Source organism: Aneurinibacillus aneurinilyticus ATCC 12856 (assembly GCF_000466385.1).
GTDB lineage: Bacteria > Bacillota > Bacilli > Aneurinibacillales > Aneurinibacillaceae > Aneurinibacillus > Aneurinibacillus aneurinilyticus.
This window is the reverse complement of sequence record NZ_KE952815.1, coordinates 1-20,191: the sequence shown is the minus strand read 5'-3', so window position 1 is coordinate 20,191 and position 20,191 is coordinate 1. Positions and strand designations below refer to the sequence as shown.

Sequence of the window (20,191 nt, the reverse complement as noted above, 5' to 3'; positions counted from 1 at the left end):
ACCTTCTTTCTTCCACCTTATGGATAATCAATAGACGTGTTCAAATACAGCGGCACATGTTGCATACAAGACCAATTCTCCTGCATATATTCAAATGCTTCGCGCATCTTTTGCATATACATGCCTCCTTATTGTAATTTCCTTCCCCATTTTGTTGGAAACAACGCTGGTTGCCTTCCTTCTCCTATGATATAATTCCCGTGTATATGGACTTAAAACCTAGGGAAGCGGGTGGGTGCGCTTATGATGAGAGTAAAAGATTTAATGACACCGGGTGTAATTACAATCGCTCCGGCCACAACAATTCAAGAAGCGGAAACTATCATGAAAGAGAAAAATATCCGTCGCCTTATCGTCGTCGAACAAGAAAAAGCGGTCGGCATTATCGTGCATCGCGAAATGATTATTTCGCTCCAATCACCAACTATCTTGAAAGAAACACCTGTAGAATGGATTATGACAAAAAACCTGATTACAATACAACCTGATGCGCCAATTACTGAAGCGATTCAAACGTTGCGCAAGCATAAAATTAACTCGCTTCCGGTAGTAGAAGATGACAATCTAGTCGGTATCATTACTGTCGTTGATTTGCTACATGAACTTACGCGCCGTCTGGAAGCTGAAACAACCGTATAAAAAATAATTGTAGTAAAACAAAAAACAAATAGACAAGATGTGTTATAATACATACAAGCTACACTGAAAAATTTCTATCGAATGGAGCTGCTATTCCTGCATAGCCTATGGACAAGCAAAAGAGGCTCCGTAATGAAAGGTGAACGGAGCGGGATTGCCGCTCCGTTTTTTGCTGTGCCCAACCGGAATTCACTTTATAACCATGCTTTTAAGAACAAATGCCACATTAGCCGGACGCTCCGCCAGACGACGCATAAAGTATGCGTACCAATCGTTGCCGTATGGGACATATACACGCATTTTGTATCCTTCCTGTGCAAGTGACAGCTGTAGCTGCGTACGGATACCGTACAGCATTTGAAACTCGAAGCGCGTATGAGGAATATCATATTTTGAAACGAGTCGCTTCGTATAGTCGATGATATGCTCATCATGGGTGGCAACAGCCGTATAGCTTCCACTTACTAGGTGCTGTTTGATAATACGCTTGTAGTTGTTATCAACATCCCTTTTAGCCGGATACGCGACTTTAGGAGATTCTTTGTATGCTCCTTTTACGAGCCGAAGCGGCACATTCTGTAGCGCTTTTATATCCGATTCGGATCGGTACAAATAAGCCTGAATAACCGTGCCGACATTATCGTATTCCTTTCTCAATTCATGGAGCATAGTCAATGTCTGCTGACAATGGCTATAATCTTCCATATCAATACGGACAAAATTGCTATATTGTTTTGCGCATTCCAGGATACGGCACATATTCTCATGACACATGGTAGCGTCAATATCAAGTCCGAGCTGCGTCAATTTTAGTGACAGATTGCTATCCACGCCTGCCTGATGTATCGCATTTAGTGTCTTTATACAGTAATCAGCAGATTCTATCGCTTCTTCGCGGCTACGTACAAACTCCCCCAGATGATCCAACGTGCAGGCCAACCCCTGTGCATTCAATTCCTTTACCTTACTGATCGCTTCCCGAATCGTCTCCCCGGCTACAAAGCGACTTGCTCCATAACGTAAACCCCATTTTTTCGCCGCACGATTCATCGAGGAATTTCGCGAGAGGAACAACAAGAAACGTTTTATTGCAGTCTCCAGTATCATTGCTCGTTTTCCCCCCTGTAGCAGTACAAGAGAATTGCGCTTTTTTGTTTTCGGCAGTATAATAACAATGGTAAAGCGTTTACAACTTTGTAAACCCTCATCTTTTTATTGTACATATGTGTTAAATCTGTAGATTAGGTGGACACGCATGCAAAATCAACCTTTTTCTTTTTATAACCCTTTTCTTTATGAGATTATGCAACCGAATTCTTTTTTGCCTCCCTATGCTTATAAAGTACAGGCAAAAGAATCGGCCCGCTTGTTTGACATCATTTCAGCAAACCCTGAAGTAACCACTATCGAAGTGCTATCAGATGCGAATGAATCAATCGGATACGTATCGGCGGAAGCTATTGTGCTAGCCTCCACACGCGCACTCAGGGAATGTTTTGCGTTTTATAGCAACATTTTGCAGACGGTTGACGATTCCCTGACAATCGTCAACGCCGAAGGAACTGTGATTAATTGGAATAAACAAGCCGAAGCGATGTACCAAATTCCATCAGAAGATATTTTGCACCATCATATTACGCGTCATTTCAAAAAAGATGCAGTTATGCTACTCAAAAGCATTCATGACGGCTCATCCATTACCCGGCATTACAATCAGCCACGCGCAGGAACTCATGTATTGGTCAACACATCGCCCGTGATGCTGAACGGACAGATTATCGGAGGCATTTCCGCCGAAAAAGACATTAGCGATGTGGTGCGCTTGCATGACCAGCTTTCGAATACAACCGCACATCTGCATGATTTGGAAACGGAGCTATACGCGGAACAGCAAGAAGATCCCTTCTATAAAATTAAGGGGCGCAGCGCAGCAATTATGCAGGCTATACAATTAACGAGAAAGGTTGCTCGTACAGATGCCACACTTCTTATTACCGGGGAATCCGGCGTGGGTAAAGAACTATTCGCCGAAGCGGTACACCGTGCAAGCCCACGGGCAAGCGGCCCTTTTATTGCGCTTAATTGCGGAGCGATTCCGGCAGCATTGTTTGAAAGCGAGCTGTTCGGCTATGAAAAAGGGGCTTTTACTGGGGCCATTCATGAAGGAAAGAAAGGAAAAATGGACGCGGCCGAGGGCGGTACCCTGTTTCTGGATGAAATCGGGGAGCTTCCGCTTGATCAGCAGGTCAAGCTGCTGCGTGTCCTGCAGGAAAAGCAGTTCTATCGCGTGGGTGGACATAAACCTATCGCGACAGATGTACGCATCGTAGCAGCGACAAATCGAGACCTTGAAACAATGGTAGAGGCAGGTCAATTCAGGCAAGATTTATTCTACCGTCTCAACGTAGTCTCGGTACCTATTCCCCCACTGCGTGAACGAAAAGAAGACATCCCGGAGCTGGCTCAACTATTTCTTAAGGAATTCGCCGTGAAATATGGAAAGCCACTCCCTGAATTGGCATCCAAAACACTCATTTTACTGCTCGACTATACATGGCCAGGCAATATCAGGCAATTGCGAAACCTGATGGAGAGACTTGTTATTTTAACAGACCAGGAACGAATCGAACCTGAACATCTGCCTGAAGGCTATCAGCCAAATCACTTGCCTTTTGCAGACCAAACGCCAACGGCAAGACCGCTTGCAGCCCGCAGCGAGTATGATGAACTGGTAGAAGCGCTCCGTACCACGTATGGCAACAAATCCGCGGCTGCACAACTGCTCGGCATTTCACGTGTAACACTATATAACCGAATGAAAAAATATAACATGGAAAAAGGATAACAATTAGCTTTCTTTTTCGCTTGTCATGTGCGTCTTTCAAGTAAAACGGTCGGAAAAAAGCAAGAAACATTTACAGTGACATCTACTTTCTTATTCATTACAAAAGGGCAAGGAAACGTTATATCCCCTGCCCTTTTTATCTCTTCCCACTCTATTCCCTTAAAATGCTGCGCGAATAATCTCTTTTACGTCTTCGAGCGTAGCTTTGCGTGGATTGGTAAGCGCACATGCATCTTTCATCGCATTCACTGCCAATAGCTCAATATCTTCCTCTTTGGCACCCAGCTCGGCAAAACCGGAAGGAATGCCTACATCACGCGCCAGCATTACGATAGCATCCAACGCCCGCTCCGCTGCTTCGCGCATGGATAAGCCATCAATATTCTCTCCCATCGCTTCTGCAATATCAGCAAAGCGATCGGCACGGGAGATGAGGTTAAACCGCTCAACATGCGGCAGAAGAATGGCATTGCAGACGCCATGCGGCAGATTATAAATACCGCCAAATTGATGGGCAATCGCATGAACATATCCTAATGAAGCATTGTTAAATGCCATACCGGCAAGGAATTGGGCATATGACATATTTTCACGTGCCTGCAGGTTTTCACCGTTCGCTACCGCGACCCGCAGATTCCGGCTAACCAGACGAATCGCCTGAAGGGCGCATGCATCGGTGACGGGTGTGGCGGCCGTCGACACATACGCTTCTACCGCATGGGTAAGTGCGTCCATTCCAGTTGCTGCGGTAAGTCCTGCTGGTTTTTTTACCGTCAGCAGCGGGTCATTAATAGAAACTGTTGGAGTAACATGCTTGTCCACAATCGCCATCTTCACTGAACGGGACGTATCAGTAATAATACAAAACCGCGTCATCTCACTTGCCGTTCCTGATGTTGTATTCACCGCAAACAGCGTTACCATTGGCAACTTTGAACGATCTACGCCTTCATAGTCATGAATTCTACCGCCATTCGCTGCAACCAGTCCGACACCTTTGGCACAATCATGCGAGCTTCCTCCGCCAAGCGAGATAATACAATCGCAATTCTCTGCCTGATAGGCTGCTAATCCTTCTTCTACGTTCCGGTCGGTCGGATTCGGTTCGGCACCCGGGAAAATCGCAACCGAAAGCCCTGCTTCTTCTACATACGCCGCAATTTGATCCGCTACTCCAAATTTGTGGAGTCCTGCGTCTGTTACAATGAGCGCTTTTTTCTTGCCGTACGACTTCATACGTTCGCCGATTTCTTTTGCTGCTCCCATCCCCATCAAATTCACTGTTGGCATATAAAATCCGAACACTTGGCTTTCCATCGTATCCTCTCCCTTTTCTCAACAAATATGAAGCGCTTTCTTTTCTTATTGCAATACTGCCTATCTTCTTCTACTATAAAAATAAGGGGCTGAAGTAACTTCCGGTGTCCCTCCTTTCTATACTGCATCCGTTATCTAAACCATCGCAAAGTTTATGCCAATTTTTCAGATTAATCTAAATAGTGAACTATTACCGATAGTACGCCAGAAAATATGACACTATACTTTTGGTCATACGCTAATTTGTGAGTATAAGCAACAAAATTCTGGCTGAATGTGCCGATTTTTCGGCAAATACAGCCGATTTTTCGGGAAACGGAGGAGTAACGATGCGAATTTCTAAATTTGCCGCACCGGAAATTATTTTTGGTTGGGGTGCCCTGCAGCAGGTAGGAGAATGCTGTAGGCGCATCGGGGCCAATAATGTATTTATCGTCAGTGATCCAGGTGTGACGGAAGCCGGCTGGACAGAACAAATTCTCGCTGCCTGCCGCTCCAGCGGACTTTCCCATGGGCTGTTCTACCATATTACCTCAAATCCAAAAGATTATGAGATTGAAGAGGGGGTACAGCGCTATCGGGCAAGTGAATGTGATGCTGTGCTCGGCATTGGTGGAGGCAGTGCCATGGATGCCGCTAAAGCGATTGCAATTGTCGCCACCAACGGGGGAACGATTCATGATTTCGAAGGGGCTGATAAAATTAAATCCCCGCTTCCCCCCCTGTTGATGGTTCCCACCACGGCCGGATCAGGTTCCGAGGTCTCCCAGTTCTCCGTCATTATCGATTGTTCGCGCAAAATTAAAATGACGATCGTATCCAAATCTCTTGTTCCTGACATTGCTATTATTGATCCGCAAACACTTGTGACAAAAAACGCCGACCTGACTGCTGAAACCGGTATGGATGTATTAACCCATGCGATTGAAGCATATGTAAGCATAGCAGCGACACCGCTTACGGATGTGCAGGCGCAAAACGCCATCTCACTTGTTGCCAAGCATTTGCGTGCTTCGACCGCCTCACGTACAAACCGTGAAGCCAAAATGGCCATGTCAATGGCCAGCTTACAGGCAGGACTTGCCTTCTCCAATGCCATCCTTGGTGCAGTGCATGCGATGGCCCATGCACTTGGAGGCTATCTGGACATGCCCCACGGTAAACTGAATGCCATTCTCTTGCCTTACGTAATGGAATATAATTTCTTGGCCGCACCGGAAAGGTTTATGGATATTGCGTCACTTATGGGACAAAATGTCAACGAGATGACGGCGGCGGATGCCGCTCGCCTATCCGTCCGCCATGTTCGGCAGCTTGCATCAGATATTGGTATTCCTACTCGCCTATCGGATATTGGTTTTACGGAAAATCTGGTGTCAATCATGAGCAAGGCGGCAAGTGAAGATGTTTGTCTTATCACAAATCCCCGCGACATTGATACGGAAGATATTGAAACAATTTTTCGGCAGGCGTTATAAGGAGTGATTCCATGAGCAGGACAAAGCAAGATATTATTGCGCTTTTAACCGGATTGGAATCTTCCAAGCGCAACTACTATACGGAATTGAAAAAACATCTGCGGCAGATCGAAAAGAAAAATATGCAATTAGAAATCATCAATCAGGTCGTTAAAAGCTTTAATGTCGATATGTCACTGGATGACATGCTGGAAAATGTGGCGGACAAATTGAAGGAAATCTTCGCGCTCGACTGCCTCTCCCTATCCTTATTCGAGAACGGTCAACTTATCGTCAGCAATTTCTTTCCACGCAATCAAGCCGCTCTTCTGCCAGGAACCGTGCTTCTGCCTGAGCGATCACTATGCTGGAAAGCGCTAAACGATAAACAGGCGTGCTATCATACCTCTCCTCCAGCTGGTGAAGACATTCGCTATTTGGAAGAAGCCATTTTCATCGGTACCCAAATTACTGAAACAGTGTTCGTCCCGCTATTCAGCAAAAAGCGCCCGATCGGTGTGCTGAGCGTCGGAAGCGCTTCGTCCGGTGCGTATAATGATTCAGATTTGCTTTTTCTTCAGCAAGTAGCCGATCAGCTCGCTGTTTGTATTGAGAATGCCCGGCTATATAACGAGGTATTACAAAGCAAACGCGAATGGGAACGAACCTTTAGTGCTGTAACCGATATGCTTCTGTATGTGGATTTGGATTTTCGCGTTGTCCGTTTCAACCAGGCTGTTCTCGAATTTCTCGAGCTTACGGAAGAGTCAGTATACGGGAAGAAATGCTATGAGCTGCTCCAGGCTTCTTCTCATGACTGGTCGTCCTGTCCACTGACTGAATGCTACCAGACAAAACAGACCGCATACCAGCAGCTCCCCCTTATCGGCAACCGAATTTGCGATGTGTTCGCTTATCCCATTCTTGCTGAGGATTCTGCTATGTACGGAGTGATTCTTTATATAAAGGACGTTACAAAAAAGCTGCACATCGAGGCGCAACTCATTCAATCAGGAAAACTTGCCGCCATCGGCGAGATGGCAGCAGGTGTTGCCCATGAATTGAATAATCCGCTTACAGCCATTCTGGGCAATACACAGCTTTTACTGCGGGAGTCCGGGAAGGACAGTCTGGATGCTCGCCTGCTGGACGATATTTTCACCTCCGGGAAACGATGCAAGCTTATTATCCAAAACCTTCTTACGTTCTCCCGTCAGGAAGAATACATGTTTGAACCGTGCTCATTGAATCAGGCCGTACACCAAGTCTTAAGCCTTGTACGCTATCAAATTGAGCGAAACCATATTTCTTTTACGCTAGAATTAGAGTCCAATCTCCCTCCTGTAGAAGGCAATCTACAGCAAATCGAACAAATTATCATCAATCTGCTGTTGAACGCAAAAGATGCTATCCTAACGCAGAATGTCAAAGCCGGACATATTCATATTCGTACAGAAACAAAAGAGAAGGAAGGACAGCCTTATGTCTTCATGCACATTACCGATAACGGCTGCGGAATTGAAGACAAAAACAAAAACGAGATTTTCAACCCTTTTTTCACCACAAAGGCAGTCGCGCAAGGTACAGGCCTTGGCCTTTCAGTAAGTCTTGGAATTGCCCGGGCTCACGGAGGCACAATCGAAGCGGAGAGTAAAAAAAATCAAGGAAGTCGTTTTACCCTAATCCTGCCGACATGCTCTAGTAATGAAACCTGGGAGGAGACACAATGAATGGATTGTTAATCGTAGACGATGAAATACAAGTCCAAACCTTTTTTTCCTACCTGCTCCGTAAAAAAGACATTGCTCTTTCCTTTGCAGGAAATGCTGCTGAAGTAAGTGCCGCACTCGAAAAGTCCACGTATCAGGCAGCCCTTGTCGATTTAAAATTACCGGATAGTAACGGCCTTGATATTCTCAAGACGATTAAAAAACGCATGCCTGCTTGCCGTGTAATTATTATGACCGGATACAGCACAGTCAAATCGGCGTTGGAAGCTATTCGTCTGGGTGCAGAAGATTATATCGAAAAACCGTTTGATGATATTAATGAACTGGAGGCGCTTATCGATAGCCTGTTTACTACTCCGGCTACCCAGCGTCAGACAGACTTAATACAACTGGCAGAGCAAACCGGGTTCATCATCGGTACCAATCCGGATATGTATAATTTACTTTCCCTGGCCTATAAAATCGCTCGCAAAAATATTACGGTACTTATCGAAGGCGAGACAGGATGCGGTAAAGAAGTTCTCGCCCGCTTCCTTCACGAAGCGAGCATGCGAAGTTCTCAGCCATTTGTGGGTGTCAACTGCGGTGCCTTTACGGAAACATTGCTTGAAAGTGAGTTATTCGGTCATGAGAAAGGCTCCTTTACCGGTGCGCTTCATTCGCGTAAAGGTTTATTCGAAGCCGCCAGTAAAGGCACCTTGTTCTTTGACGAAATTGCTGACGCTTCCCCCGCTATTCAGGTAAAGCTGCTTCGCGTACTTGAAACGAGGGAATTCATGCGTATTGGTAGCGAACAAATTCGGCATACGGATGCGCGTATTATCGCCGCCTCCCATGCCAATCTTGAGCAAGAAGTAGAGCGCGGGCGGTTCCGTGAAGATTTGCTATACCGACTTAATGTTGTAAAGCTGGTCGTTCCGCCTCTTCGACATCGAAAGGAGGATATTCCTCATCTTGTGCGGCACCTCATCCGCCGCCAGCATATGAATGAAAATATTTTTGCTCCTGAAACACTTTCCGTCATGCAAGAATACAACTGGCCCGGCAACATTCGGGAATTGGCAAACGTAGTAACGCGGGCGCTTGCATTATCAGATGGGGAATCAGGGCCGATTACACCTGACTACTTGCCCGCATCTATCATAAAACAGCAGACGGTTTCATTTTCCCAAGCCATAGAACAGCCGGCACAAAAAAATCCCGTCCCTCAGCTTTCACTTGAAGAATATGTGGAAGAATGGAAACATGAACTGCTGGCGCAGTGGCAAAACGGCCACAGCATTGATCTGCCTGCCATTATGGAACGGATCAGGGAACTTGAAAAAACGATCGGCACCGCCTTTGTCGGACGAGCATTGAAAGAATCATGGGGAAATCAGCAAAAAGCATCCCGTTTGCTTAATATTAGCGTTCGCAAACTTCGTTACCTGCTGCATGAGAAAGGAAAATAGGCAAATGCACAGGCGGTCAGCATACTTCTGTTAATAAAGAGTACAGTTATCACCTGTTAAGCGTTAATACAGTAGCGGTTCCTGCAAAGGACGGCATACTTATTGTTTTGAATTTTTATTATGACGGAAAGCGCCGGGAATCGCTATATAAATCCCGCCTAAGATTTCGGCATCTGCAAAAAAGAAGAGGTTGGATACGTTCTGCATCCCGGCAGAAAAAAATCGGCGCGCTTTTCCCAACCTCTGACTTTCTCCTTCTTTCTTACCTCTGGCCACAACAGTATGCTCATTCATTAAGTCAGATGTATTATAGAAAGGATTTGCCGAAAAGGTGCAAAATCATTTTTTAGTCATGATTTACAGTGTCGGAATTGCGGAGGAGGATTCACTTGTTTGAAAAGTTATTAGTAATATGCGTATTTACCTTGATTATACATATGATTGATACTTTTGCTTACTCAGTGAGAATCGCCGGTATTCGTACGGGAAAAATCGCGATCGCACTTTCTGTATTCAGCATTATTGTCATCGTATCCAGAACATCCAATATGATACAGGCCCCCCTGACAGGAAGCCTGGTAGACATGGCAAAACACACAGGCGATATTGCCGCTTTGGAAAGCCAATTTCGCGTGATTCTGCTTTCTTCCTCTTTAGGAACTGTACTCGCTGCTCTCCTGCTTCCTACTTTTGTTTCCATGATGTCCAGGGCAATTGTACATTTGGAGATGGCAGGCTCTGTACCCCAACTGGTGAAAAACGTATCCACAGTGCATCATCTAAAAATAGCAAGAAAACACTTTAAGCTTCCACGGCGGGAATCACTATCACGTTTACGTATAGGTGGCGTACCAAAGCGAATTTTGCTCTTAAATATGCTGGCGGCAATGATTTATGCCGATAGCGTCCTGGCCTGCCTATATGCTTCATTGCTTAAACCGGAGTACAGTTCCATTGCACTAACATCCACAGGGCTGATTAACGGTTTTTCCACCATTATTTTAACTGTGTTCCTTGATCCGCAAATCGCGATTTTGACTGATAAAGTCATGAAAGGAACCGAGAAGAAAGACAGCATCAATAAAATGGTCGGCGTCCTGACCCTTTCAAGATTTGTGGGAACAGTCCTTGCTCAGCTGTTCCTCGTTCCGTTTGCTTATTATATCACCTGGCTAAGTCAGCTTTTCGCATGAGTCAAAAACGAATACGAAGAACTGATATTTACCTTGATGTTACAACTTTACCACTTAAAGCATCTATGTATTCTACATAGTAGTCATCCAGTGGAGCGTATACTAGCATTGGCTTTTTCGCTTTCTGATCAAGCATATGCGGCCAAACATACTGAAGCTGTAACGGATGGCTTTCGAGGTATATAGATGCTGCCTTATCCCTGTCAATTTTCTTGCTACTGTCCGGTAGAACGGATTGTAGCGGGATATACAACGAGACCTGCTCTATCTTACCCGTAGCTAAATCAATCCATGCATGGATGGCTCGATTCGTAATGGGTATCCCATCTTTCATTTCAGTAAAACCGACAAGCAAGACATTATTGCTAGGTATCTTACTCTCATCAACCCAATCCGGATACGCCGAGCGTCCCCTATATGAAATCTGTACCTCTTTCACATTCGCGGGTAAATATTTTTTAATAAAGTCTAGCGCTTTAGCGGCGGCAGCTTCTTCCGAAATAGTTCCTGTTTCTTTAAATTTCTCTGCATTATGTACGGATAGGCAGCCGAACTGAAGAACTTCGCCTTTGTCGGTTGTCTGCACAGCATATACCGTGTTATTCTCTGTTGTCCATTCGTATAACTTCGCTTGCTTTACTCCGTCGCCTTCTTCCCTAAAGCGCAGTCCGTTTACTTGAATGCCAAGTTCTGTTTGCAGTAGCTTCTCTGCCTCCTTGGCAGAAGTGATGCGCAATACCTTAGCTTCCCCGTTAACCGGTTTTGTTTCTGTATATTCCTTGTAATCGTCCTCTATAGGATTCCCGGTGACAGCTTCGATCTGCTTTGCCGTCATCCGATATTTTAAGACGGGGTTGACGTTCTCGGGGCCGTTCGGTCCACGTGTAGCTCCTTCTTCTTCATCATAGACCAGTTCCATATTTATCGCCCGCAAAAATGCCTGTTCCGCAGTCTCCCTGGAAATCAAATTTTCCGGCTTGGGAAATGCACTTTTATCCAGATTACCATCATGATTAAACCAGTTTGTTACTTGACCTTCCTGGTTGATATCAACTTGAATAGAATGAGAACCTGCTAACGGAATGCCATTAACCAGCGGAAGAAGAATTACACTTGCATAAGCGGTTACTTTTTCCTTCCCGTCATGCTCAATTGCCATATATCCGCCGTCTCTTATATGAGAAATACGATATTCGTTTTCATTGCCTACAACCTGTTTCAAAAATGCAGTCGCTTTTTCCTCGGCTAATGCATCAGAAGGACGTTTCTCTGACTTCTCGTCTGAATTATACATGTGGAAACCAAGCAAAGTTCCGTCAACTCCGATTTCGGCGGATACCCTAAGTTCGTTTTTAGTGAAGGATAAGCTGTACTTTTCCTGAGATAATAGAGGGTCTTTCCGCTTCTCTATCTCTGCAGGTATTTGCTTGAGTTCCGGCTTATAGGCAATAAGTTTGTCTACTGTTTTTTTCACTGGGCCAGGTAATTCCTGTATCGTTACCGCTGTTTCCTTTTTTTGTATAGCGCTTTCCGTTTGATTCGTTTCAGCCAATACAGTGGGGCTTAACAGCAAACTGCCAGCGAGCATTCCCGATAATAATGCTGATTTTCTCATGTATAGCACGCCTCCTATATGGGATTTTTTACTATATATAGAAGACGTATGTTAGTAAATAAATGTTTCATTTTCCTCATCCTTAAGAAAATCAAAAATAAAATGGAAAAGGGTAGGGGAGGATACCTGTCAAAAGTTTGCTGTGCCATCGCCCGTAAATGTTACATAGAAAGATAGTCACTTCTAGAATCTTGAATAATGGTAGCCATTTGGCGGATTCCCTCCCTAATTTCTAGCAAGGAAGCATATGCGTAGGATAATCGAACATATAACCCTGATTCTTGAGCATAAATTGTACCCGGATTGAGAAGAATTCCTTTATGTATTGCTTTAGTAAAAAGCTCCTTTGTTGATAGCTTTTCATTTATTTTCAACCAAATGAAAAAGCCACCCTCCGGTACATCCCATGTGGCTATATTGCCCATATACATTTCTAATGCTTCCATTGCCGCTGCCTTTCGTATGGTAAGCTGTTCCCTTACAGAGGCTAAATATTGATGATATAAACCACTTTCCAGCCATTCAGCCGCAACTCTTTGGGATATAGAGCCAGAGCCATAATCAGTCTGCATTTTTATATCGGATAATCGTTCAATTACAGGTTCCGGACCGATGATCCAGCCAATTCGCAAGCCTGGACTTAGCGTTTTAGACAAACTACCAATATATAACACGTGCCCATGTCGATCCCTTGCCTTGAGAGGGGCTGGTGGCGGCTCATTCGTCCATAGCTCCCGGTAAATATCATCCTCAATGATGGGAAGTCGTTCTTCTTCGCACATTTGTAGAAGTTCCTGTCGTCTCTTTTCTGACATGAGGATGCCTGTCGGATTATGAAAACAAGGGATTGAATAAAGAATCGCTTTGTTTTGCTGCTTTCTTTGTGCAGCAATAAAATCTGGCAGAAGCCCTTGTTTATCCATAGGCAAGCCTGCAAGCTTCATACCTGCTGATTGAAATACGTGGAGTGAGTAAAGGTAGGAAGGTTGTTCAAGCAGCACGGTCGAACCTCTATGCAAAAGCCCTACTGAAATTAATTGCAATGCCTGTAACGCCCCGGAAACAATCAAGATGGAAGATGGTGAAGCTTCAATTCCGATTGTTTTTACATAGCTGCTTAATGCCTGACGCAAGGGCAAATACCCCTTCGGCTCTTCATAGCTCAGAATCCCCATTTTTTCTGTTACTTTTTGCATGACAAGCTTCATCTTATCCAACGGAAAAATATCAGGAGACAATGCCCCCTTGCTAAGCTGGATAAGGCGTTCATTCGATTCATCTTTATTAATTTCCTGAACCATTGTTTGACTTGGTTGATGTAAACCCGATTTTAAATATGTACTCCAGTCTGGCGGAGGGTTTGTAGCTAATAACGTCCATGTATTATTAACTACAAACGTTCCCATCCCCATTTTCCCTTCGATTAATCCATCAGCCATTAATTCATCCAGAGCAGTAATAACCGTACTCCGATTTACGCCGAATGTTTTGGCTAATGTACGTTGGCTTGGGATTTTGCTTCCAATCGGCCATTCACCATTGGCAATCTTTCCTTTGATAACATCTACAATTTGTTGATATTTAGGGAGATGCTTACTCAGATTCCTTTTATCACTATCCATCCAAACAAGTTCCTTTCTTCCTTTGTTTGTCGAAGTGGTTGGGTTCATTATTGTATAACTGGTTGAAGATATTTTATCAATCCTTAATTAATATATAAAGCATTATACACAAGTGGTTGGGTTCAAGAAGAAAGGTTGGGGAAATATGCATAAACAATCAGATACAAGCATTATACTTGCCCATAGTTTGAGTATCTTTCTGTGGGCTTCGGCCTTTGTAGGAATTCGGGCTGGACTGGACGCCTATACGCCTGAGCATCTCTCTCTTTTGCGCTTACTTGTCGGCTCAACGCTACTGGCTATTTTCGGATTTATTTTTCGCATACGGTTGCCGGAAGCAAAGGATATTCCAGCTATTTTGTTATTGGGAGGTCTGGGCTTTACAGTGTATCATACCGCTCTCAATTATGGAGAGCAGACCGTTAGCGCAGGAGCTGCGAGTGTGTTCGTTTCAACAACCCCTATCTTTGCGGCAATTTTTGCCTTGCTATTCTTCGGTGAACAGCTGGGAATCCGCCAATGGGCAGGAGCTATGCTTGCTTTCCTCGGGGTTATCATTATTTCTTTAGGAACAGGGTCTACTTTTCAATTTAACAATGGCGTTCTGCTCATTCTTTTGGCTGCATTCTCGGAAAGTATATATTTCACCTTTCAAAAGCCTTACCTGGAAAAATACGGATTTTTCGTTTTTACCTCTTATGCGATTTGGGCGGGAACCTTTTGGATGCTTATTTTTCTTCCTGGACTTGGAGACGCGATTATGCATGCACCAAGGAGTGCAACAGTAAGTATCCTATACTTAGGCGTTTTTCCGACTGTAGTCCCATATCTTGCTTTAGCTTTCATAGCTTCACGTAATGGGGCTTCCGAGGCGACCCGTTCCCTTTATTTAATCCCATCACTCGCTTTTATCATTGCATGGATATGGCTCGGAGAAATCCCAACGTTTCTTTCCATAGTTGGTGGGGCTATTACTTTATTCGGGGTTCTACTATCTAATATCAAAACTGATAAAAAACAAGACCAACCCAATTATAGCTTATAAAGTATTTGTTCTGTTATATCTTTAAGGATGAGTCCAGGCTTTGAACAGATTTTATCGGCATTGTATTTTGCAAAAAACATCTACATTTATAGACGCAAAGCTTGCACACGCCGAATAGCAACAGATGTCTTCATAACCATAAAAAAAAACCATCCTTTCTGTATCCGTTCACAGCAAGGATGGCTTATTCTTTCAGGCTATGGATGATTTATGATTCGGACAGTAACCAGCTTGGAACCTACCTTCAACTGCTCTCCTGCCTTTATCTCATTACATAGGTGCAAGGAATTCATCAGTAGGTTTTCTTGTAAAAGATCTTTATAACGTGCCACAACTTGCTTCATTTCTTCATCCATACTCATCTCTATATCGATACGCAGATTAACAGGCAAGTTTAATTTTTTTCGATACTCCTGGATCGCACGAAGCAGCTCACGAGCCAATCCTTCCTGAATTAACCCCTCCGTTAACGCTGTATCCAAGATGACTGTGTACAAGCCATTGGCTGCGACTGCAAACCCTTCTTTCGGTACTTTTTCAATCAGCACCTCTTCTGCTGTGATCGTTAGTGTATCACCTGTAGGCGTTTTAAAATGCGCTTCTCCTTTTTCTGCAAATTGTTTCACTTCTGTATTCGCTAAACCCTGCAACCACTGATTTACACTGTTTATGTGCTTGCCGAATTTCGGACCCGCTTTTTTGAAATCCAGCTTCAGTGTATACGATACAAACCGTTCATCGTCTTCTGTAACACGGAACTCTTTTACGTTTAATTCCTCTTTCACAATGTCAGTGTAGGATGCCCACTCTACCCTGTCATCTTTATTTACGATGAGTGACAAGCCTGCCAATGGTTGCTTCACCTTTAGAGATGCTGTGTTCCGGATGCTGCGTCCCAGCTCTACAACCTGCAAAATTGTCAACTTAGGCAAGAAAGACTTTCCTCGAACTGACAAAAGTATAAAAAATAAGCCCCTAAAATTCGAATTCCTAGGAGCCAGCCTATTTTCTATTCATTGCACAAATGATCCTCTTGAAGGAACATTTATTATACATATGGTTTAATTGAATGATATATTTATCTAATTTTTTCATAACCAAGCCTTCTTACAAAAAAATCAAACGTCTCCATGGCCATTTCTACATGTATACAATCTGTGCCTGGATAACAAACCAAATGACGAACAGAGTGACCGTCACGAATCAAAAAGGCTTCCCAGTCACCATTGCTCGTTTCGTTTGGCATATGAATGCCTAAAATACGATAACCAACGTCAACAGACTGGAAAATCTGTTCAACAAATTCAGATGGTGCAAGCCCAGGAGGAGCGTCAAAATCTACATATAATTGACCACTGCTATCCTGCTTTAAATACAATCCAGCTTCCATTCAAACCTCTCCCGCTGTAACCTATGTAGGAACACCTATGACGATAATAACTTGTTTTTGCAATATAATCAAACCATAGGCTCTTTAACTTTGATTTTGAATGGTTCATTTCTCTCTTTTCAATTGCCCTTCCTGCTTTTCTTACCTCCCACCACAAACATGTGTCAATTTATCAAATCAGATGTATATAATAATTAATCCCATCTATCAATTTTAATAATTCTTGTAGAGTTATTTGAGATTATTTTCAGAGTCAGATCCCATTCACTATCCTTTGAATAGCCCACTCCGCAAGCAGAAGCATTCTCAGCATCTTCAATTGGAGTGTTTGCAGTATAGGCTTCTAGTGTCTTGCGAATTTCACGAAGTTCAGATTTAAGCGTTTCATTAAAGAACCCTCTGCCCTTCCCCTCGGATAAATCTCTACATCCGTCCAACAAAAAGAAAATATGCTGACCTGAATGAGTAACCTTCTCTTCATTCCACAGATTTGGAGAATTGGTTATGCCTTTTACCTTAACAAAGCTGTTTGGTTGAACATTCCATGCATTATCAGACGAATAATTCGTGCTAGGGATGTCCGGATGCTGCCCCTTAACGTAGTCGAAAGTGAATATAGTTTCTTTGAAGCCAGTATTGCCAGCAACACCATGATAGGAGTAAATCTGACCATTAACTTCCAGTTCAACCTTGAATGGAGTCTTTCCGCTTCCTCTTTCACAATAGTTATGAACGTAGAAGACGTATTCACCTTTTGACGCATGACCGTTACTCCACCGAATGTTCTCAACTGGTGAATAGTCTCTGTGACTGCCACCATTCATATCAATATCCAACCAACCATTACAGGAACTCATTTTATCCCCATAATAAATGTGTTCGCCTCGAGGAGTTACACAATGCAGATCAAGGTCTGTATATCCTTCCCAAATGAGTGAGCATCGGATTTCGTTACCCTCATACCGTCCTCCTGCACTCTCAACCCGCCTCTTAATTTCACCGTCAATTCCACCATGATAATACCAGCTAAATGGATTATCCCATTGTAAAATACTAGGGGCATGCTGGTCGGAAGCAGTAACTATGGCCATCAGCCGATTAGGGTTATCGACCATAACTTCAATGCTTTCCGCTGTCGGCAATACTATCCTTTGAAATTTATCCCATGTCATAGTTGTATTTGGTAAAGATACTTTATTAGACTTTGCATCTTTATCTTTAGGTATTATATTGCTAAATACACCATTTGTTTTACTACTTTTTTGTTCTGACTTATTACTCTTCCATAGAAAATGCGGAATTTCCTCAAATATAGCATACCTTCTTTTAAGAGAATTAGCGATTCCCATTTTTTCAACAATTTTTTCAGCTTGTTGAATATTACCTTGAGATGGAGCAACTTGGGCCCTCATGTAATTAGATGGATTCATTTTCTCTGCAAATCTACGACTAATATAATCAAACGAAAGCCCATTGATAATGTCATCAAGCAATGTTCCGATCATAGAACTTTTAACATGACAGAATCCATCAGGAGCAGTTGCAACAGCCAACCAAGTGATGTTGTCTTGGGCTCGACTGTTTCGAGTGTTTTGACGTTTAATATGCAACTCTTGAAGGAATTTGGCAACACCAAGAACCTTATCCGACCTATACAACGATTCCGATTCTAGTAGTGTTACCGCTTGATCTATAGCATTCAAAGAATACTCCATAAGTCCAGCAATCAAAATTCTAAAATCTTCTCTCTTTTCTGCCATTACCTGTCTAGCAGTTTTTACTCCTGAACGATAAACCTTTTGTGTCGGAAGAGTTACCGACATATGATCCCATCCACCAGAATGCGGTTGCCCCAGCACTCTGTCACTTGAAATAAATACACCTGTAACTCTTGATTTAAGCACAATTTGTTTCATCATTTTAACAGCTTCAACAAAGAAATCAGGTGTGTTATGATCATCCCACATAACAGATGTCACTTCGCCATCTTCAGAAATTGATACAAGTCCACCAAAACGATTCACAAAATGTCTGCAACAGCTACAAGTATAATGTTGTCTTGCTTCATGCGGTAAACTTTCAAGAAATACTTCAAATAATCCCTCTGCATCAGTAGTAAAGAGCGGGAGATTATCAAAGGTAGAAAAATGATGTTTAATTACCTCACTGAATTGTGGATATTGGTCATTACTATTATCATATTTAACATTATTAGAAAAAACTGTGTTATCATTATCCATATTTTTCGCCCCTCGCTTTTTACAGATTTCATGTCATCGGCGCGTTTCGCTCGAATCGAATGATCGCTCCGTTTGGGATGAAATAGCCCCATTTTTTTCATGTAATCACAATTATACCATTTATAGGTGATTTAATCTAATTGCGGACGAGGATGTACTCTGGATGTATTTGGCAATGAAAAAATGCATAAAACGGCAATTATGGACCTCTATCAAGACAGCAGACACAGAATTTAACCATTTAACGTGCTGAATTAACATTGACGTTCAAAGTCAGTCGGTGTAGAGTATCCAATTGACAAATGAATACGTTCGTTATTGTAAAAAAACTTCAATGTACTCGAAAATGCTTTTCTCGGCTTCGGCACGGGTCTCGTACTTGCTCAAATAAATCAGTTCTTTTTTGATGATGCTGTGGAACGATTCAATGCAAGCATTGTCGTAGCAGTTTCCTTTACGGCTCATGCTCCCAATCATGGAATAGACTTGAAGCTGCTTCTGGTAATCGTGAGAGGCGTAAGAGAAGGTGAAATTCTTGGGTTACGTGTACGTGAGTGACATTGACATTCATCGAAAAACAATAAGCATTAACCAAATCATGCTCAATACAGGTAAAGGCTTTAAAGTAGGTACTAAAACCTCTGGAAGCTCTCGTACAATTATATTTCCTACTTCTATCGCTTCCGAACTAAAAAAGCGATAAAAGGCAAAAATGCAGATGATACACTTATTCTTACGAGCATCGGTACAACGTTAAAGCCAAGAAAGCTTATCACGAAATTCTTACACTCGACACATACTCCCATGTGCTACCAAAATGCTACCACAAAACACGGCGGTTAATCATCATTTCTAAATGTTTTCTTAGTGTATTTATCGTTAGCAGCACACTCTCAGACACCTCCTATTTTGAAACAACGAAAATATATGTTGATCCTTCACAAGCCGAAACGGTTCAAGAGTTACGAAATATGTAAGCAAACAATAAGCCCTTGCTGTTTAATTACAGCAGGGCTTCCACTATAGATAGAACTTCTTATTTACTCTGTAATAAATATATCTAGCATTCAAATGAAGGAAAGAGGGATTCAGACAGTTGGGTTCGAAATATATCCTCCCACTCTTTCCATTGTTGAAGAGTTAATTCACCAACAATTTGAAGTCCTGAAGGCTCGACAGAAGCATAAAGGTAATTGGATGATACCTCTTCCTCTCCAAACCACATAGGGCATTTATTTTCCTTTGCAATAAAATGGGGTAATGTTTTATATACTTGTCCTAGTCGCTCCCAATTCATATTATTAAATTCATTAAAATTCAAACAATATACCCTATCTATTGTGACCTTGCCTTGCTCGTCTGGCTTAATTTCACTATTATCATAAAAGGATATACTCATAAAACTCACCGCCTTTCCATGTTATTAGATGTATTATATAAATCGCGATTAGCTTTTCTGCATGCTTATGTCTCCTGAAAATTGTCTATACGGGTGCTAAAACCAACGGACAAGGAGACGATACGTAATGAGAACGTTAAAAATCACCTGTAATCATGGCTGGACAGTCGAGGCGCTGCGCACATACGAACGTACACTTCAAACAGTGAAACTCCGCCATCGTGTCATGGCGGTTCGTCTGGTCATGG

Annotated in this window: 16 protein-coding genes and 1 pseudogene; 7 read left to right on the top strand and 10 right to left on the bottom strand. The window is 43.0% G+C overall.

The annotated features are described in order from the left end of the window. Positions 1-243: 243 nt before the first annotated feature. A complete protein-coding gene (locus tag HMPREF0083_RS15000; protein ID WP_021622363.1) occupies positions 244-639 on the top strand; it encodes a CBS domain-containing protein in 396 nt (131 codons plus the stop codon). Positions 640-828: 189 nt separating this feature from the next. On the opposite strand, the gene HMPREF0083_RS14995 is transcribed toward HMPREF0083_RS15000, so the two are convergent. Further along, on the bottom strand, positions 829-1,746 hold the full coding sequence (locus HMPREF0083_RS14995) for a proline dehydrogenase family protein (RefSeq protein WP_209421083.1): 918 nt from the start codon (positions 1,744-1,746) through the stop codon (positions 829-831). 148 nt (positions 1,747-1,894) lie between these two features. Between HMPREF0083_RS14995 and HMPREF0083_RS14990 the strand changes: the two genes are divergently transcribed. Further along, complete coding sequence (locus HMPREF0083_RS14990) at positions 1,895-3,484, top strand: sigma-54 interaction domain-containing protein (RefSeq protein WP_021622361.1); 1,590 nt, start codon at positions 1,895-1,897, stop codon at positions 3,482-3,484. Positions 3,485-3,643: 159 nt separating this feature from the next. Here HMPREF0083_RS14990 and HMPREF0083_RS14985 read toward each other — a convergent pair whose 3' ends face one another. Next, positions 3,644-4,801 carry an iron-containing alcohol dehydrogenase gene (locus HMPREF0083_RS14985; RefSeq protein WP_021622360.1) on the bottom strand — a complete coding sequence of 386 codons (1,158 nt, stop codon included), beginning with the start codon at positions 4,799-4,801 and terminating at the stop codon, positions 3,644-3,646. A gap of 329 nt (positions 4,802-5,130) precedes the next feature. On the opposite strand from HMPREF0083_RS14985, the gene HMPREF0083_RS14980 reads away from it, so the two are divergent. From HMPREF0083_RS14980 to HMPREF0083_RS14970, 3 genes are read left to right on the top strand one after another with little or no spacing between them, the layout of a single operon-like run. Continuing rightward, positions 5,131-6,279 carry an iron-containing alcohol dehydrogenase gene (locus HMPREF0083_RS14980; protein ID WP_040302953.1) on the top strand — a complete coding sequence of 383 codons (1,149 nt, stop codon included), beginning with the start codon at positions 5,131-5,133 and terminating at the stop codon, positions 6,277-6,279. An 11-nt stretch (positions 6,280-6,290) separates the two neighbouring features. After that, complete coding sequence (locus HMPREF0083_RS14975) at positions 6,291-7,988, top strand: ATP-binding protein (RefSeq protein ID WP_021622358.1); 1,698 nt, start codon at positions 6,291-6,293, stop codon at positions 7,986-7,988. After that, entirely contained in the window at positions 7,985-9,439 is a 1,455-nt protein-coding gene (locus HMPREF0083_RS14970; RefSeq protein ID WP_021622357.1) for a sigma-54-dependent transcriptional regulator, read from the top strand. The genes HMPREF0083_RS14975 and HMPREF0083_RS14970 overlap by 4 nt, the downstream gene beginning before the upstream one ends. A gap of 99 nt (positions 9,440-9,538) precedes the next feature. Here the strand turns inward: HMPREF0083_RS14970 and HMPREF0083_RS28145 are convergent, their stop codons facing one another. Next, positions 9,539-9,679: a hypothetical protein gene (locus HMPREF0083_RS28145; protein ID WP_155847237.1), complete on the bottom strand. Its 141-nt coding sequence runs from the start codon at positions 9,677-9,679 to the stop codon at positions 9,539-9,541. Positions 9,680-9,828: 149 nt separating this feature from the next. Here HMPREF0083_RS28145 and HMPREF0083_RS14965 point away from each other — a divergent pair, with 149 nt between their 5' ends. After that, positions 9,829-10,632, top strand: a complete 804-nt coding sequence (locus tag HMPREF0083_RS14965) for a lipid II flippase Amj family protein (protein ID WP_040302952.1) — start codon at positions 9,829-9,831, stop codon at positions 10,630-10,632. 28 nt (positions 10,633-10,660) lie between these two features. On the opposite strand, the gene HMPREF0083_RS14960 is transcribed toward HMPREF0083_RS14965, so the two are convergent. Together HMPREF0083_RS14960 and HMPREF0083_RS14955 are read right to left on the bottom strand one after the other, a co-directional pair. Beyond that, complete coding sequence (locus HMPREF0083_RS14960; RefSeq protein ID WP_021622354.1) at positions 10,661-12,247, bottom strand: YcdB/YcdC domain-containing protein; 1,587 nt, start codon at positions 12,245-12,247, stop codon at positions 10,661-10,663. Between the two features lie 161 nt (positions 12,248-12,408). Continuing rightward, positions 12,409-13,869, bottom strand: a complete 1,461-nt coding sequence (locus HMPREF0083_RS14955) for an aminotransferase-like domain-containing protein (RefSeq protein WP_040302950.1) — start codon at positions 13,867-13,869, stop codon at positions 12,409-12,411. Between the two features lie 145 nt (positions 13,870-14,014). Between HMPREF0083_RS14955 and HMPREF0083_RS14950 the strand changes: the two genes are divergently transcribed. Further along, positions 14,015-14,914, top strand: coding sequence for a DMT family transporter (locus HMPREF0083_RS14950; protein ID WP_040302949.1), 900 nt, complete (start codon positions 14,015-14,017; stop codon positions 14,912-14,914). A 197-nt stretch (positions 14,915-15,111) separates the two neighbouring features. Here the strand turns inward: HMPREF0083_RS14950 and HMPREF0083_RS14945 are convergent, their stop codons facing one another. The 5 genes and pseudogenes from HMPREF0083_RS14945 to HMPREF0083_RS26455 form a co-directional block, all read right to left on the bottom strand. Further along, positions 15,112-15,846: a DUF5915 domain-containing protein gene (locus HMPREF0083_RS14945; RefSeq protein WP_021622350.1), complete on the bottom strand. Its 735-nt coding sequence runs from the start codon at positions 15,844-15,846 to the stop codon at positions 15,112-15,114. 146 nt (positions 15,847-15,992) lie between these two features. Continuing rightward, entirely contained in the window at positions 15,993-16,304 is a 312-nt protein-coding gene (locus HMPREF0083_RS14940; RefSeq protein ID WP_021622349.1) for a hypothetical protein, read from the bottom strand. Between the two features lie 194 nt (positions 16,305-16,498). Then, entirely contained in the window at positions 16,499-18,544 is a 2,046-nt protein-coding gene (locus tag HMPREF0083_RS14935) for a YfaP family protein (RefSeq protein WP_021622348.1), read from the bottom strand. Between the two features lie 254 nt (positions 18,545-18,798). Further along, positions 18,799-19,063, bottom strand: a pseudogene (locus HMPREF0083_RS14930) (transposase); the annotation flags it as partial. Positions 19,064-19,604: 541 nt separating this feature from the next. Further along, entirely contained in the window at positions 19,605-19,943 is a 339-nt protein-coding gene (locus HMPREF0083_RS26455) for a hypothetical protein (RefSeq protein WP_021622346.1), read from the bottom strand. Between the last annotated feature and the right edge of the window lie 248 nt (positions 19,944-20,191).